Source organism: Marinomonas sp. 63XJN7_7_ISO-PGPR-S23-202 (assembly GCF_056173505.1).
In genome coordinates, this window is the sequence record NZ_CM149677.1 from 1,162,779 (window position 1) to 1,178,482 (window position 15,704).

General features: G+C 44.0%; 19 protein-coding genes. 17 read left to right on the forward strand and 2 right to left on the reverse strand.

From position 1 onward, the window contains the following. Positions 1–47 precede the first annotated feature (47 nt). The 12 genes from flhF to AC0VYG_RS05310 all read left to right on the forward strand — a co-directional run bounded on the left by flhF (position 48) and on the right by AC0VYG_RS05310 (position 11,278). Positions 48–1,340, forward strand: a complete 1,293-nt coding sequence (flhF, locus tag AC0VYG_RS05255; RefSeq protein WP_475431286.1) for a flagellar biosynthesis protein FlhF — start codon at positions 48–50, stop codon at positions 1,338–1,340. A 97-nt stretch (positions 1,341–1,437) separates the two neighbouring features. Further along, the gene (locus AC0VYG_RS05260) at positions 1,438–2,178 is read left to right on the forward strand and encodes an RNA polymerase sigma factor FliA (RefSeq protein WP_475431287.1); all 741 of its coding nucleotides are present in this window, start codon (positions 1,438–1,440) and stop codon (positions 2,176–2,178) included. Between the two features lie 55 nt (positions 2,179–2,233). Beyond that, positions 2,234–2,614: a chemotaxis response regulator CheY gene (locus tag AC0VYG_RS05265; RefSeq protein ID WP_206610596.1), complete on the forward strand. Its 381-nt coding sequence runs from the start codon at positions 2,234–2,236 to the stop codon at positions 2,612–2,614. A gap of 9 nt (positions 2,615–2,623) precedes the next feature. Then, positions 2,624–3,415 (forward strand): protein phosphatase CheZ, encoded by a 792-nt coding sequence (locus tag AC0VYG_RS05270; RefSeq protein WP_475431288.1) that lies wholly within the window; start codon positions 2,624–2,626, stop codon positions 3,413–3,415. 12 nt (positions 3,416–3,427) lie between these two features. Then, complete coding sequence (locus AC0VYG_RS05275) at positions 3,428–5,824, forward strand: chemotaxis protein CheA (protein ID WP_475431289.1); 2,397 nt, start codon at positions 3,428–3,430, stop codon at positions 5,822–5,824. A gap of 26 nt (positions 5,825–5,850) precedes the next feature. Further along, a complete protein-coding gene (locus AC0VYG_RS05280; RefSeq protein WP_475431290.1) occupies positions 5,851–6,915 on the forward strand; it encodes a protein-glutamate methylesterase/protein-glutamine glutaminase in 1,065 nt (354 codons plus the stop codon). Then, a complete protein-coding gene (locus AC0VYG_RS05285) occupies positions 6,915–7,652 on the forward strand; it encodes a motility protein A (protein ID WP_475431291.1) in 738 nt (245 codons plus the stop codon). The genes AC0VYG_RS05280 and AC0VYG_RS05285 overlap by 1 nt, the downstream gene beginning before the upstream one ends. Then, a complete protein-coding gene (locus tag AC0VYG_RS05290; protein WP_475431292.1) occupies positions 7,645–8,487 on the forward strand; it encodes a flagellar motor protein MotB in 843 nt (280 codons plus the stop codon). Before AC0VYG_RS05285 ends, AC0VYG_RS05290 begins: the two co-directional genes overlap by 8 nt. A 68-nt stretch (positions 8,488–8,555) precedes the next feature. Then, positions 8,556–9,329, forward strand: coding sequence for a ParA family protein (locus AC0VYG_RS05295; protein ID WP_067016958.1), 774 nt, complete (start codon positions 8,556–8,558; stop codon positions 9,327–9,329). 6 nt (positions 9,330–9,335) lie between these two features. Then, positions 9,336–10,325: a chemotaxis protein CheW gene (locus tag AC0VYG_RS05300; protein ID WP_475431293.1), complete on the forward strand. Its 990-nt coding sequence runs from the start codon at positions 9,336–9,338 to the stop codon at positions 10,323–10,325. A gap of 32 nt (positions 10,326–10,357) precedes the next feature. Then, complete coding sequence (locus AC0VYG_RS05305) at positions 10,358–10,852, forward strand: chemotaxis protein CheW (RefSeq protein WP_233407814.1); 495 nt, start codon at positions 10,358–10,360, stop codon at positions 10,850–10,852. Between the two features lie 123 nt (positions 10,853–10,975). After that, positions 10,976–11,278: a DUF2802 domain-containing protein gene (locus AC0VYG_RS05310; protein WP_475431294.1), complete on the forward strand. Its 303-nt coding sequence runs from the start codon at positions 10,976–10,978 to the stop codon at positions 11,276–11,278. Between the two features lie 49 nt (positions 11,279–11,327). On the opposite strand, the gene AC0VYG_RS05315 is transcribed toward AC0VYG_RS05310, so the two are convergent. Together AC0VYG_RS05315 and fliK are read right to left on the reverse strand one after the other, a co-directional pair. Further along, the gene (locus tag AC0VYG_RS05315) at positions 11,328–11,579 is read right to left on the reverse strand and encodes an EscU/YscU/HrcU family type III secretion system export apparatus switch protein (protein WP_067016966.1); all 252 of its coding nucleotides are present in this window, start codon (positions 11,577–11,579) and stop codon (positions 11,328–11,330) included. Continuing rightward, on the reverse strand, positions 11,579–12,931 hold the full coding sequence (gene fliK, locus AC0VYG_RS05320) for a flagellar hook-length control protein FliK (RefSeq protein WP_475431295.1): 1,353 nt from the start codon (positions 12,929–12,931) through the stop codon (positions 11,579–11,581). The genes AC0VYG_RS05315 and fliK overlap by 1 nt, the downstream gene beginning before the upstream one ends. 125 nt (positions 12,932–13,056) lie before the next feature. Here fliK and ccmA point away from each other — a divergent pair, with 125 nt between their 5' ends. From ccmA to ccmE, 5 genes are read left to right on the forward strand one after another with little or no spacing between them, the layout of a single operon-like run. Continuing rightward, positions 13,057–13,671, forward strand: coding sequence for a cytochrome c biogenesis heme-transporting ATPase CcmA (gene ccmA, locus AC0VYG_RS05325; protein WP_475431296.1), 615 nt, complete (start codon positions 13,057–13,059; stop codon positions 13,669–13,671). Further along, the gene (gene ccmB, locus AC0VYG_RS05330; RefSeq protein ID WP_475431297.1) at positions 13,668–14,330 is read left to right on the forward strand and encodes a heme exporter protein CcmB; all 663 of its coding nucleotides are present in this window, start codon (positions 13,668–13,670) and stop codon (positions 14,328–14,330) included. Before ccmA ends, ccmB begins: the two co-directional genes overlap by 4 nt. Next, positions 14,330–15,076 (forward strand): heme ABC transporter permease, encoded by a 747-nt coding sequence (locus AC0VYG_RS05335; RefSeq protein WP_475431298.1) that lies wholly within the window; start codon positions 14,330–14,332, stop codon positions 15,074–15,076. Before ccmB ends, AC0VYG_RS05335 begins: the two co-directional genes overlap by 1 nt. Continuing rightward, positions 15,066–15,242 carry a heme exporter protein CcmD gene (ccmD, locus tag AC0VYG_RS05340; RefSeq protein WP_475431299.1) on the forward strand — a complete coding sequence of 59 codons (177 nt, stop codon included), beginning with the start codon at positions 15,066–15,068 and terminating at the stop codon, positions 15,240–15,242. Before AC0VYG_RS05335 ends, ccmD begins: the two co-directional genes overlap by 11 nt. Continuing rightward, positions 15,242–15,700 carry a cytochrome c maturation protein CcmE gene (gene ccmE, locus AC0VYG_RS05345; RefSeq protein WP_475431300.1) on the forward strand — a complete coding sequence of 153 codons (459 nt, stop codon included), beginning with the start codon at positions 15,242–15,244 and terminating at the stop codon, positions 15,698–15,700. The genes ccmD and ccmE overlap by 1 nt, the downstream gene beginning before the upstream one ends. Positions 15,701–15,704: the final 4 nt, after the last annotated feature.

A 15,704-nucleotide genomic window follows, 5' to 3' on the forward strand; every position in this document is an offset into this window, starting at 1 on the left:
AGCTATGGATTTGTAAGGCTAAATACACTAAAAGGATTCCATTATACATGCAAATTAGGCGGTTTCGAGCTCCCGACATGCGCCAAGCGATACGGAAAGTCCGTGACGCTGTGGGCCCTGATGCGGTTATTTTATCGAATCAACGCCTCCCTACTGGTGAGATAGAGATTGTCATTGCGTTGGACTATGATGGTTCTTTGCCTTCTAGTATGGTGCAAAAAAAGCCTTCTACATCAACATATAGACCCTCTGAAGAGCGTCAAAAAGAGGCTTATCAAGATCCTTCGGCTGAGTATTTTGAACGTATAGAAAAGGCAAAGCAGCAAACGCCAACAGACACCAGTCCTAAATCATCATCGCCATCATTTAGTATGCCGCCTCTTGAAGAGGATGAAGATGAACCAGTATTGGAAGAAGCGCTTTCTCTAAAACAGAATAAAGAGAGTGTTAACCAACTTCATGCTATGGAGCAGGAGCTACATCGTGTTAAAGAAATGTTGGAGCAACAGCGCCAGCAGTCGACGACGCAACCTAAAGAAAACTCCGTTGAGGCGAAAGCCCGAGAGAAGTTAAAGCGCCTGGGCTTGTCTGATTTGGTGACCTCTCGTCTTTTAGATGATATCGATCTAAAAGGCCGAGAGGATGATTGGAATCGATTGCTTGCTCATCTTGCGGATTATATTCCTGTGCGCTCAAGTTCGGCAGAACTGAAAGGATGCATTGCTTTTATGGGGCCGACAGGGGTAGGAAAAACGACTTCTATTGGTAAAATTGCGGCCCAGCATGTTTTAAAATACGGTTCAGACAGTATTGTGTTGGTGACAACCGATACCTATCGGATTGCCGCTCATGAGCAATTACGTACTTTTGGTCGCATTTTAAATGTTCCGGTAGAAGTCGTGAATGAATACTCTGATTTAAATGAAGTACTTGCTAAATACGCTCATTATTCTTTAGTTTTAGTGGATACTGCGGGGATGAATCCAAGGGATTCTAACCTTGAACGACAATTGCTAATGATCAAAAGAGCACGTTCCAGTTTGAAAAAACTGTTAGTTTTACCTTGTACAAGTCAAAGACAGGTGCTTAAGTCTGTCGTTGACGTGTATTCTCAAGTTCAGCTAGATGGGTGTGTATTAAGTAAATTAGACGAGTCAGCGTCTCTTGGTGAAGCTATTAGCGTGGTTATCGAAGAGGGTTTACCTGTTGTTTACATCGCCGATGGACAAAGAATTCCAGATGATATAGAACCTGCTCGTGCGCACAATTTAATCAGCCGAGCTGTTTATACCGCAGAGCACTACAGCCAGATCTATGGGTCACTAAGATATGGTAGTTAGTAAAATTATGTTATTTGGATGAGCGCGATACGGAACTATGTAGTACAGTTATTCTGTGCATCAGACTCAAATAGTAAAAGGTTGCTGATTTATTTTTATGCAGACCAAAAACGGATACGACACCTATACTAGAAAAGCGACATTATCGATTGATGCCATTGTCGAGCAATACGGCTATTTAGTAAAAAAAATCGCTTATCACTTATTAGCGCGTTTACCCAATACTGTGGACGTAAACGATCTGACGCAAGCCGGAATGATGGGGTTGATAGAGGCCTATAAACGTTTTGAGTCTGATAAGGGCGCCAGTTTTGAAACCTATGCTGGCATCCGGATTCGTGGCTCTATCATGGATGAAATTCGTAAGACCGATTGGGCTCCTCGCTCGGTAAGGCGCAATGGACGAGCGGTAAGTGCTGCCATTAAAGAACTCGAGGCTAAAGCTGGGCGTGATGTTTCCGATATGGAAGTAGCGGCCCATATGAATATCAGTATTGAGGAATACCACGATATCATTCACTCATCGATGACGACACAGCTGTTTAGCTATGAAGAAATGTTGGAGTCGGATGATGGCGGTGTACTAGATACATTCAGTGATGAAGTAAGTTCTACCCCTTACTTTTTGGCTGAAGAAAGTGGGTTTCAAGATCAATTAGCAAATGAAATTGATCAATTACCAGAAAGAGAAAAACTGGTCTTATCTTTATATTATAATGATGAATTGAATTTAAAAGAAATTGGCGCGGTTTTAGGTGTTAGTGAATCGAGGGTCAGTCAAATTCATAGTCAGGCTGCTCTTAGATTAAGAGCTCGATTAAGTGATTGGCGAGATTAAATTATGAATTGTGAAATACTACCTTTGGGTTGTGGAGGTTGCATTGGATAAAAACATGAAGATCCTGATTGTTGATGATTTCTCGACAATGAGACGTATCATCAAAAACTTGTTACGGGATTTGGGATTTACCAATACAGTTGAAGCGGATGATGGAACGACGGCATTACCGATTCTTCAAGCAGGGACAATTGACTTCCTAGTAACCGATTGGAATATGCCCGGCATGACAGGAATTGAATTGCTTCGAGCGGTTAGGGCTGATGATAAACTTAAAAGTATTCCTGTATTGATGGTAACAGCGGAAGCCAAACGTGATCAGATTATTGCTGCGGCTCAAGCCGGGGTAAATGGTTATGTTGTTAAGCCTTTTACTGCCGTCGCACTCAAAGAAAAAATTGAGAAAATATTCGAACGAATAGATGCTGCTAAATAGGGGCTTTTGATGTCAAAGAAACTTGAATCAGGCTTGGGGGATTTTGAATCCCTAGTGAAGGATGGTGCTGTTGATCTTTTGAATCATATTGAAGTCGGTGACTTTAGTAGTGCGATAAAGGTTATTCAAGAGCTTAGCGAGGCTCGACATAATAGTTTCTATAAAGAAGTCGGGACGCTAACAAGAAGTCTCCATGACGCAATTCGCGATTTTCAAGTTGATTCAATGGACTTGGTGGTGGGTGAAGGGCATTCTGAATCTGGTAATACTAAAATTACAGATGCCTCTGATCGGTTGAAATATGTTATTGAATTAACAAGTTCAGCGGCCAATAAGACCATGGATATGGTGGATGGAAGTGTTCCTGTTGCGAGTGAATTACAAAGCCAAGCAAGAGCATTAAGAAAAGATTGGAATCGTTTGATTCAACGTGATTTATCGCCTCAAGAGTTTCGCGAATTGTATAAGCGTATTGATGGGTTTTTAAAGTATGCGGATGACAGTGCGACGACCTTACATTCCAACCTAAATACAATTCTTTTAGAGCAAGGTTATCAAGATTTAACTGGCCAAGTAATTACGAGAGTAAATGATCTAATTCGAGATGTAGAAGAACGCCTTGTGCATCTCGTTGCTGTTGCAGGACGTGTTGATAGTATCTCCGGAATGGAGCATGACGATAGTGAAGCCGAGCACGACGACACTCGTGGTCATGGTCCAGCTATTAATAAACAAAACAACCCAGAAGTACTGAATAGTCAAGACGAAGTAGACGACTTGCTATCAAGTCTTGGTTTCTAAAGGGAGCTGAGGATGAGTTTCGAGGTCGATGAAGAAATTTTACAGGATTTTTTGGTAGAAGCTGGAGAGATCCTGGAACAGCTTTCCGAACAATTAGTAGATCTAGAGCAAAACCCAGACGATAAGCAGTTATTGAATGCTATCTTTAGGGGGTTTCATACCGTTAAAGGGGGAGCGGGTTTTTTACAGTTAACGGCACTGGTCGATTGTTGTCATTATGCGGAAAACGTATTTGATATCTTACGTAATGGCCAGCGGACTATTAATTCCGACTTGATGGATGTGGTTCTGCAGGCTCTTGATGCCGTCAATGAAATGTTTGAAGCCGTTCGTTCTGGTAATGAACCCGAACGTGCTGATCCAGATCTGATTCAGGCTCTTAGTGTGTATGCAAAACCTCCGACGGCTGAAGAATTAGCCGGGGGGAGCGATGCTGCCGATGAAGAGCAAGACGATGAGTTATCTGATGAAAGCATCGCGGCTACTGAAGAAGACGAAGTTGTTGAAGAAGAGCTAATCGATGACTCATCCGAGGCGAGTGGGGCGGAAGAACCTGCAGATATTACCGACGATGAATTTGAGTCTTTGCTTAATGCGCTAGGAGGAGAGGATACCCCAGACAGTAAAGCCGCAGAAGCAGAGGTGAGTTCAGGTGATGCGTCTGATGAAATTACCGAGGATGAATTTGATCAGTTGCTTGATAAACTGCATGGTAATGGTGCGCCGGGTCTTGACATTGACAGTGCCAAGGAGGCTAAAAGTAACGATCATTCCGAAAGTGTATCAGAAGAACCGTCTGCCGAGTCTGATGAAATTACGGAAGACGAGTTTGAAAAATTACTCGACCAATTACACGGTGGAAGTGCGCCTGGTCTAGATAGTACTGATCAAGCTCAGGAAAATAAGGCAACAGAAGCTAGCGCAACAGAAGACGTTGCCCCTTCAGAAGACAAAAAGTCGAACAGCGAACCAAGTGCTTCTAGTGCTGATTCAGATTTGATTACAGAAGATGAGTTTGAGTCTTTACTGGATAGTCTTCATGGTAAGAAGGGGGCACCTAAAGGGGACACTGGAACGGCTAGTGCTAAGAAAGAAGCGCCAGCGAAACCGAAAGTAGCCCCTAAGAAGGCGGAACCCAAAGCGGAGCCTAAGCCTGCTGCTCCTAAAGCGTCTAAGGCAGAAAATACTCCTCCGCCATCGAATCATCATGCAAAAGATAAAGCTGCAGGTGTACCAGTAACACAAGAAGCAACGGTTCGAGTGGATACTAAACGGCTTGACGACATCATGAATATGGTGGGTGAGCTTGTTTTGGTGCGAAATCGTCTGGTACGTCTTGGGTTGCAAAGTGAAGACGAGTCCATGGGTAAGGCGGTTTCTAACCTTGACGTGGTAACGGGTGATTTACAAAATGCCGTGATGAAGACCCGAATGCAGCCTATCAAAAAGGTATTCGGTAAGTTTCCTCGCGTGGTGCGTGATTTGGCTCGAAATCTGAAGAAAGAAGTGAATCTTGAGCTTCGTGGGGAAGATACGGATCTAGACAAAAACTTAGTAGAAGCACTTGCCGATCCGCTTGTTCACTTAGTGAGAAACTCTGTTGACCATGGTGTCGAGGCACCTGATGTACGGGAAGCTAAGGGTAAGCCGCGAGTTGGTCATGTTATTTTGTCTGCTGAGCAGGAAGGCGATCATATTCTGCTATCCATCGATGATGATGGTGCGGGTATGGATCCTGATGTGCTACGTAAGAAAGCCGTAGAAAAAGGCTTGGTGGATGCAGATGCCGCTGAAAGATTATCAGACGAAGAGGCCTTCAATCTAATATTTGCTCCAGGCTTTTCAACTAAGGTAGAGATTACAGATGTATCGGGTCGTGGTGTGGGAATGGACGTTGTTAAAACGAAAATTTCTCAGCTAAATGGCACGTTACAGATTAAATCTGTCCTAGGGCAGGGATCACGCTTTATTATTAAAGTTCCATTGACCTTGGCGATCATGCCGACCTTGATGGTGACTTTATCCGATCAATCATTTGCTTTCCCGCTTGTTAGTGTGAATGAAATATTCCACTTGAATCTACAAAAAACCAACATTGTAGATGGTCAGCAAGTGGTCGTTATTCGAGGGAAAACACTTCCAATCTTCCATCTTAAGAGTTGGTTAATTAAAGGCGGAACGCGCGACACGACACCAGAAGAAGCGCATGTGGTTGTGGTTCAGGTGGGCATTAATGAAGTTGGCTTTGTAGTGGATCAGTTGGTTGGACAAGAAGAGGTGGTGATTAAACCTCTGGGTCGAATGTTACAAGGAACCGCTGGTATGGCTGGTGCGACGATTACTGGTGATGGCCGTATTGCATTAATTCTTGATGTACCTAGCATGCTAAAGAGTTACGCCTCTAGGTAGGTAGATTTTGATTTGGGAGTGGCAGTATGCCGGTAAAGGTACTGGTCGTAGATGACTCCGGTTTTTTCCGACGTCGTCTAGTAGAAATTTTTGAAGCAGATCCAAGATTAACCGTTGTTGGGACCGCTAATAACGGCAAGGAAGCGGTTGATAAAGTGCAATCATTGTCGCCAGATGTGGTGACAATGGACTACGAAATGCCCGTTTTAGATGGTATTTCCGCAGTTGCCAATATTATGAAGCTCAAGCCAACGCCTGTGTTAATGTTTTCGTCCTTAACGCATGAAGGGGCAAAAGTCACTCTTGATGCGCTTGAAGCGGGCGCGGTTGATTTTATGCCGAAGAATTTCGAGGATATTTCCCGAGATTCTACGGTGGTAAAGCATACGTTAGTTGAACGGGTGTTGACTGTTTCTCGAACGCGTCTTGGCGGATCAAGGGCCCCTGTTCAGAGTCTTGCGCCACGTGAGGCCCCAAAACCTATCGTCACAGATCGTGGGGTGATTATCCCGCGTTCTAGAAAGAAAGTGAGTTTGGTCGCAATAGGTACTTCGACAGGTGGGCCAATGGCCCTTCAAGCGGTACTCACAAAATTACCTGCTAATTTCCCAGCTCCTTTGGTGCTGGTTCAGCATATGCCTGCTGCGTTTACGGGTGCATTTGCTGAAAGGCTAAATAATATTTGTAAAATTACCGTGAAAGAGGCCAAAGACGGCGATCGACTGCAAGCTGGGGTTGCTTTACTGGCACCGGGTGGTAAGCAAATGATGGTGGATCCTCGCAATGGCGGCTGTGTCCGTATTCTGGATGGTGATGAGCGACTTAATTATAAGCCCTCAGTTGATGTGACGTTTGGGTCTGCCTCTAAATGTTATCCTGGTAAAGTACTGTCTGTTGTCATGACAGGCATGGGGGTTGATGGTCGAGAAGGTGCACGTATGCTGAAAAACTCCGGCTCCCGAGTCTGGATCCAAAGTGAAGAGTCCTGCGTCATATATGGTATGCCAATGGCAGTAGAAAAAGCCAATTTGGCTGATGATATTATCGACCTTAGTCATATTGGTGAGCGCCTAGCGCGTGAGGTTAGCTAGTGGATTTGGTGACGCTGGCTGGACTGCTTCTTGCGTTTGGCTCTGTCTTTTTATCTAACTGGCTTGGCGGAGGAGAAGTGATTCTCCTCCTTAATCTGCCTTCTGCAATTATTGTGATTTTGGGGAGTTTTGGTGCAACTTTGATGCAAAGTAGTATTCAAGACGCCTCAAGAGCGATTTCTCTGGCTAAGTGGAGCCTGTTTCCCCCCACCTTTGATTTCTCCTTTGCTAGATCTACCATGATTACCTTGGCTTATAAGGCAAGGCGCCTCTCCTTAATAGCCTTAGAAAGTGACATAGAGCTGCTCTCTAATGAGTTTGCTATGCGGGCTTTTCAAATGGCTATCGATGGCGATGAAGCAGAGGAATTGGCGGATCGTTTGAATGATGAAGCTAATCGCATCCACGACCGCCGGATGTCCAGTGTGACCTTTATTGAATCCATTGGAGGTTATGCGCCGACGCTCGGGATTATGGGGTCTGTATTGGGGTTGATTCAAGCGATGGCGAATCTTGATAGTCCTGAGGCACTAGGTCATGGTATCGCCGTAGCCTTTGTTTCTACGCTGTATGGGCAGGGTTTTGCGAATCTTGTTGTCTTCCCAATTGTTAGAAAGCTGTCTGGCTACGCAGATCAAGAGCTGCTTTATAATCAGTTGTTGATTGATGGTGTTTACGGTATTGCTACGGGTAAGCATCCGCAACGTTTAGAGAGAGAGCTAACAAGTTATGAGTGATGATGCTTCCGCTCCAGCGCCCTCACGTCGTCGACGTGTTCTAAAAAAGAAACGATCACATAATAGCCAAAGTCGAGATCGTTGGGTGTTATCCTACGCGGATTTTATTACTTTGTTATTTGCCTTCTTTGTTGCCCTCTATTCTATTTCTATCCAGCATAAAGGTGATAATAAAAAAATAGCCGAAACGCTGAATGGTGTGTTTGATGCAGTACAAAAGTCGATTAAACCGATTAACGTTGGTAAGCCTATTATAGGTCAGCCAACTGATCAGGCCGCGGTGGACACCAAAATGATTCCAGCTACACAACCTAAGACAGAGAAGAAAGATAGCAATACGGCACCATTACCGATGACGATTTATGATGTCCTTAACACTACTATTAGTAATCAATTTCAAGGGTTAAGTAAGTCAGGAAAAATCGCAGTGAGCCAATCAAAACATTGGGTTAATTTGGAATTGCAATCTAGCTTATTGTTTGGCGAAGGGGAATATCAACTGACGAATGAGGCAGTTGCTGTGTTAATGGCTGTTTCAAGGGTATTAAAAGCTTATCCCTCCCCTGTGTTGGTGGTAGGGAATACCGATGATTTACCCGTAAAATCGAGTCGATTAATATCGAATTGGCATTTGTCTAGTTTAAGAGCCGCTTCGGTCGTAGACGAATTGGTTTATCAAGGAGTGAACCCAAAACTGATCGCGCCAATTGGATTTGCCAGTGAAGATCCAAAAGTCAGTAATACTAGTGAGGCGAATAGGCAAAAAAATCGCCGTGTCACCTTGCGAATCAGTAAAAGTAACTTCGATAATCTTTATGATTACTTGTTTAAATAGCGCAATACTGTATATGATTGCAATGAAAGTGTAAGCAAAATAATAGCATAGAACTCAGGGGACATAGAGTGCACATTTGGGCAGTGGCAAATCAGAAAGGTGGTGTAGGTAAAACAACCACGGTGGTCTCATTGGCAGGATTATTGGCAGACGCTGGCAACAGGGTTCTGATGGTAGATCTTGATCCACATGGATCATTAACGAGTTATTTCCGTTTTGACCCAGACTCAATAGAACATAGTGCTTATGACCTTTTTCAAGTCAGTGGAAAAATACCAGACACTCTCCCACGACAACTTATTTTAGAGACGGGCCATCCTAATCTTTCTTTATTGCCTGCTTCAACGGCGTTGGCGACCTTGGAACGACATGCCCAAGCGCAAGGCGGTATGGGATTAGTGATTTCCAAAACGCTTGCCATTTTATGGGATGATTATGACTATGTGTTGATTGATAGTCCGCCAGTGCTTGGGGTGCTCATGATTAATGCATTGGCGGCTTGCCAACAGCTGGTGATTCCGGTACAAACCGAATTTTTAGCCATCAAGGGTTTGGAAAGAATGGTACGCACATTGACCATGATTAACCGGGCGAGGAAACGGCCTGTTCCTTATTTGATTGTACCGACCTTATTTGACCGACGTACACAAGCATCCAATAAAAGTTTGAGAAGCCTGAAAGACTCTTACGAAGAGCTTGTGTGGCACTCAGTTATCCCCGTCGATACCAAGTTACGCGACGCCAGTACTGCAGGTGTGGCTCCTTCTGCGCTTGATGCGAGTGCGCGAGGCGTAAAAGCGTATGCGAGTCTGATGGACTCCTTATTGAACCCAGCGGGTTAAAAGGTTATGAAAGAAACGAAAACAAAAGATCAATTGGTCGGCCCCCAACTTGCGGTGCAGCGATATCTTGATGATTTGCTGCAAGAGGCGACGATCATTGATTTCAATGAGCCTGAATCTTCCGAACTGGATGCATTAGAAGAAGCATCGGATGAAAAGACAGTCAATGAAGAAGATATAGACGATTCATTTGGTGAGGTTACAGAAGACGCTGAAGAACGAGAAACAAAAGAGGAGCAGGTCACCGATTCAGAAGATAGTTTCTCTGAATCTCCTTCTCTTGAGGACTGGGGGTTAACGGAGGAGGGCGTTGAAAAAGAATATAATGAAGCGTCTCTTGAAGCATTAGATGCTTCCTTTGCTGATTTTGAGAATGCCATTTCAGGTATGCAAGAAGTGGCCTTGCAAGAAAGTACAACAGAAGTAGAGGCTATTGAGCCAGAGCCAGAGCCAGAGCCAGAGCCAGAGCCAGAGCCAGAGCCAGAGCCCATAAAAAGCCGATGGGTGGCGAAAACAGAACCTTTGCCTTGGGCTAAGAGTCGTTTTGAATGTCTCTTGTTTTACGTTGGCGGGCTAAAAATGGCGGTTCCTTTAGTTGAACTTGGTGGTATACACCAAAGTAGCCATGACAAACTTACCGCCATTTTTGGACAACCTGATTGGTTTATGGGAGTCGCGAATGTTGGCGATTTCAACTTACGTACTGTGGATACGGCCCGTTGGGTGATGCCCAATCACTATCAAGGTGATTTAAAAGAGCATTTTAAATTTGTGATTCAATTGGATCGATCCGATTGGTCTATTGCTTGTGAAAAAGTGGCCGAAGCCATTTCACTAGAACCGTCGCAAGTGAAGTGGCGCAGTGATAGGAGTAAACGACCTTGGTTGGCAGGTACGGTAATTGATCATATGTGTGCCATACTTGATGTACAGGGCTTTATTGAGCTTTTGGAAGACCCCAACAACGGGTTTAAAAAACACCTCAAACAAAATTGATTGATCATGCAGAGTGATCATGGAGAGAGACGATGACAACAAAAAGCATAGCGTTAAATGAGTCTAAGCAATCGGAAGATCCAATTCTTCAGTGGGTGACGTTTCGTTTAGAAAATGAGATCTATGGTGTGAATGTTATGCAAGTCAAGGAAGTCTTGCGATACACCGAGATTGCTCCGGTTCCAGGGGCACCCAGTTTTGTGTTGGGTATTATCCATTTACGTGGTACGGTTGTGACTGTTATCGATACGCGTCAGCGTTTTGATCTGCCTTCAGGAGATATCACGGATTCGTCTCGTATTATGATTATGGAAGTGGAAGGGCATGTCATTGGTATTTTGGTGGATGCGGTTTCTGAGGTTGTTTATCTGCGCCAGTCTGAAATTGAAGTCTCTCCAAGTGTCGGTAATGACGAATCTTCAAAATTTATTCAAGGTGTATGCCATAAAAATGATATTCTGTTGATTCTCGTGGATCTCGATAAGCTTCTATCGGAAGATGAGTGGTCTGACATAGGTTCAATGTAAATTCGAAGGTAGTTGTACTCGATGGAATCTCAATGGTTGTTTAACCTTCTTCTCGTGCTTCAATTTATAATGTTAGTTGCGTTGGCGGTTTGGGGACTTCGTTTATCTAGGCGTGTAAAGCGCATGCAACAAATGCATCATGAAGCCGATTTGAATCAAAAAAAGCAAGTTCAAGTATTAGCGTCTGGATCAATAGGTATGGGAAGACGTTTGGTTGCCATTGAGAAGAAATTGAATATCGCCGTTGAGCGACAGTCAGAGCTTCTCTCTAAAGAAGGGAATATCTCCTATAATCGTGCGATGGATTTATTGGAGATGGGGGCTACCGTCGATGATTTGGTATCTAAATGTGGTTTGATTAGAGCCGAGGCGGAGCTGATTAGTTTGTTGAAGAAAGAATCGCGTCGTAATTCAGACTATCACTAAAGTGCCTTTCTTTTGGTGGAGACTAAGGCTGGATTGGCCGCCATCTTTGTTATGACCAGCGATGATTCTTTAAATTGTGAGCAAAGGCGATGATTTCTGCAACCGCTAAATAGAGTGATTCGGGAATTTCCTCGCCTAGTTCGACGGTGCTGAGCATTTCAACGAGTTCAGGGCTATGATGGAGCATAACGTCGTGTTCCTCCGCTATTTCTAAAATGCGCCTGGCAATAAATCCCTCTCCTTTCGCGGTGACCTTAGGTGCGCCAGCGTAATCGTATTTAAGGGCAACGGCTTTTTTCATTAAGTCCTCTCATCGATCAAACTGGTGTGTTTGGGTTTGACTGGCGGATCCTCTTTTAGTTTACCTTGGAATACGTCCAAACGTTCCACTTCTATGTCCTTTTCCCTAAGCTTTTGTTTTAGTTCTTCCATGTGCTGTCGAATCGCTGTTTGAGTGGTTTTTTGCTCGGCAGCAAAGACAATGCCGACTTTGTTACCCTGTATACTAAGACGAGTATCAAAGCGCCCTGTTTCTTCAAAGTCAAACTTCAGCTTTACTAGCCAGCGACGCTCTTCTTTTGGAAGTTCTTTGGTGGACGCATCTTGATCAATATCCAATTGTACAAGATGGTTTTGTTGTCCCTCTTTGATGGGTAAATCAATGTGCATGGGGAACATTTGTGCATAGGACTGATTGCTGTCGGCAAAGTGCCTTAACTGGTTTGTGCTGATACGCTCAATGGCATTGGCAATTTGGTCAGTCGGGAACGGCTTTAACGAACTTGTTTCTTGGTGTGTTGTATTTAATCTTGAGAGATTCAGTTTTAAATCCGCTGTGGCTAATGGATGGTTGTTTTTAAGCAGTGATTCTGAAAACTGTCCACTTGTTTGTAGCGCTTGCTTCATGGCGCTTGGTGATTGGGTTAGTGTATCGATATTGGGTAGGTTCTGAATGAGCTGCGTCAGAGCCTGTTGTACTTTGGGGGGCAGCGGCGTCGTAGTGTGTTGGATAGATTGCAGTTGTTTCAATAATTGAGCCATTTCGCTGGCCGATAGTTGTTTGGGAAGGCTTTGTTTAAGGGCTTCAATAGACAAACTGCTGGTTTGTGAATTGTTTGAGGGTAAGACCTGTAGCTGATTTTTATTGTCCATAAACACACGAAGGACATCGCCTTTTTTTAGCGCCGTTTGCGTGGTAATCATAAAGTGATTTTGCCCATCTGATACTTGAGCGCTGTACTGTGTTTGACCATTGGAATTGGTTTGGACAGAGGCAGAGAGGACGGTTAAATTGACCACACGAGACGCTAAAGTAAGGTTAGTCGCTGCTGCAGATTGAGACAGAGTAAGGCTGGCTTGGTGGGCGCCATTTAAACGAATCTGTGCGTTTTCATTGCCTGAAATTGTGATTGGTTTGCCAGTATTGATCAGATTGAAGGTCGTATTTTGTTGAGTGGTTGCCTGTAAAAGTTGCGCGGGTTTCCCCTGAAAGGTGATTTTTTCACTGCCCGTGAGGCGAATCATGCTCATGCTTTCGATCAGCTTTATCTCACTGTTGAGTTTGCTGATAAGCCCAATTTGCTTTTGTGCCGTAGGTTGAGCATTAGGCTGATTTGCTGTCTGGGTGTTGGATCCTTTAATTGTGGGTAGCATAGGCAGACATACTCATTCGGTATTTGACGAACTTTCTCTTATAATAGGCGTTTTTACCTATCTTTGGGTTTTCAAAACACACAATGGCGTTATTATGACCTTAACGGACCAAATGGACATTTCTTTTGCAATCTAATTTATCGTTAACCATATCAGATTTATGGATCGAGCGTGGCGACAGAGATCTTTGTAAAGGCTTTTCTTTAACGGCATCATCAGGCGATATTATTCATATCATTGGGGACAACGGCGCAGGTAAAAGCTCTCTGTTTAAAACACTGTTTGGTCTTGTGTCCCCTGTAGAAGGTGCGGTAAAACTGAATGGCGAGGATGTATTGAGCTACCGTGAACCTTTATTGAAGCAGTCTCTCTATATTAGTCATGCCTTGGGGTTAAAGAGTGTCTTCACTGTGCTTGAGAACATCCGTTGGTATTTCCCTAACGTGTCAGAGACGGACATTGCGCGTGTCTTGTCCTTATTGAAAATAGAAGACTATCTTGACGTTCCGATTAAAGCACTGTCGGCTGGGCAAACTCGACGGGTTGCTTTGGCGAGGCTGTGGTTGTCGGATTTACCGATTTGGTTTCTAGATGAACCTTTTTCTGCTCTCGATATAACAAGTATTCAGTTATTGGAGGGACGGATCAGAGAGCATGCTGAGCAAGGGGGAATAGTTTTTTTTACCTCTCATCAGCCCGTAACGTTATTATCGCCAAGGCGAGTAGAGCTCACGACATGACGTACTTTTCTTACTTTAAAGCCGAGTGTCTAGTATTGTTCCGGCGCAAACAAAATCTTGTGAATGCTCTGTTATTTTTTACATTAGTGATTGTGCTGTTTCCTCTTGGAGTGGATCCCTCTAAGGCATTTTTAGCCCCTGCAGCAGGGGGAATTATTTGGTGTGCGGCGGCGCTATCAACGGTGATTTCTTTAGAAAGTATGTTCAAAGAAGACTACGCTGATGGCTCTTTAGAGCAGCTTTTAGTCAGTGGCTTATCCATTTCTTGGTTAGTGCTACTCAAGGTGTTGGTACATTGGTTGGGGATGATAATTCCCTTGTTATTGTTAACACCGATATTTTCTGAAATGTTATTTCTCCCTGACGGTGTGCTGGGCGTACTCATGACGACATTGCTGCTTGGTACCCCAGGGCTATTTTTGATTGGTTCAATTGGGGCCTCTTTAACGGTATCCTTAAGGCAAGGCGCGTTATTGATGTTGTTGCTTATTCTGCCTTTTTATTTTCCGATTATTATCTTTTCTACTTCGGCTATACAGGCGGTGGCATCAGGTCTGCCATATAGCGGATTATTGGCAATCATTAGCGCCATATCGTTATTGGCGCTAATTATGTCGCCATTAATGACACCTATTTGTTTAAGAGCGAGTGTACGTTAATGAATTGGAGCTGGTTTCATAAATTAGGCTCTCCAAAGTGGTTTTTCCAATGGTCAAAAAAGTGGGCAGCCCCCGTTTTTTGGTTAGGAGTGCTTGGCATAGTAGTAGGAATGATCTGGGGGTTAGCATTCGCCCCTAAGGATTATCTACAGGGTAATGTCTTCCGCATTATTTATTTGCATGTGCCAAGTGCTATTTTGGCTGAGTCTTGTTATTTATCACTGGGCATAGCTGGTTTTGTTTTTCTGGTTTGGCAAATGAAAATGGCCCCCATTTTTATTAAAGCCATGGCCCCCATAGGCGCAGTAATGGCTGCTATTGCGTTATTTTCTGGCTCTATCTGGGGGAAACCCACTTGGGGAACTTGGTGGGTATGGGATGCCCGACTTACATCAGTATTGGTTTTGTTTATGCTTTATATGGGGATCATCGCGATCCAGAATACCTTAGATGATAGGGTGTTAGCGGATAAAGCGGCTGCGGTCATTTGTGTAGTGGGGGTCATTAATTTGCCCATTATTAAATATTCAGTCGTGTGGTGGAATACGCTTCATCAGCCTGCCACCTTTAGTTTTACGAAAAAGCCAGATATGCCTGAAGTTATGTGGATGCCTTTGTTGATCTGTGTGGTGAGTTTTTATTTGTTTATCGCGGGTTTGGTTGTGTGGCGAATGCAGACGGAAATATTGCGTCGGGAGCATCGTGCTAGTTGGCTTAAAAAAGAGGTGATTAGCGATGGCATTTGATAGCTGGACCGCTTTTTTCCATATGGGGAACTATGGGGTATATGTATGGTCTGCTTATGGGTTAGGAGCGTTGGCATTGGTCGGTTTGGGGTTGGACACCTTGATGAGTCGTCGCAAAGAATTTAATAAGCTTAAGAAGCGCTATATAAGAGAGTCTAAATCCTAGTGCACCCTGTCAGACGAAAGCGCATTATCACGATTGCTATTATTGTATTAGTACTAAGCGGTGCCATTGGTTTAGTTCTGTATGCTTTGCAGCAAAATATCAATTTATTTTATACTCCGACACAAATTGCTTCTGGAGAGGCCCCGACAGGTGTCAATATTCGTGCGGGTGGAATGGTGGTGAAGGGGAGTGTTAAGCGTGATAGCAATACCTTATTTGTCTCCTTTAATGTCACCGATTTTAAGCGAACCGTCCATATTGAATATCATGGTATTTTGCCAGATTTATTCCGTGAAGGTCAGGGCATCGTTGCCCAAGGAAAGTTGTTGCCAAATGGTACATTCCTCGCGTCTCAAGTGTTGGCAAAGCATGATGAGAAATACATGCCGCCCGATGTCGCAAATGCACTTAAACAAGCCAAAGGCAACACTCCATCCAAACCCTATAATGATAATTAGGCTT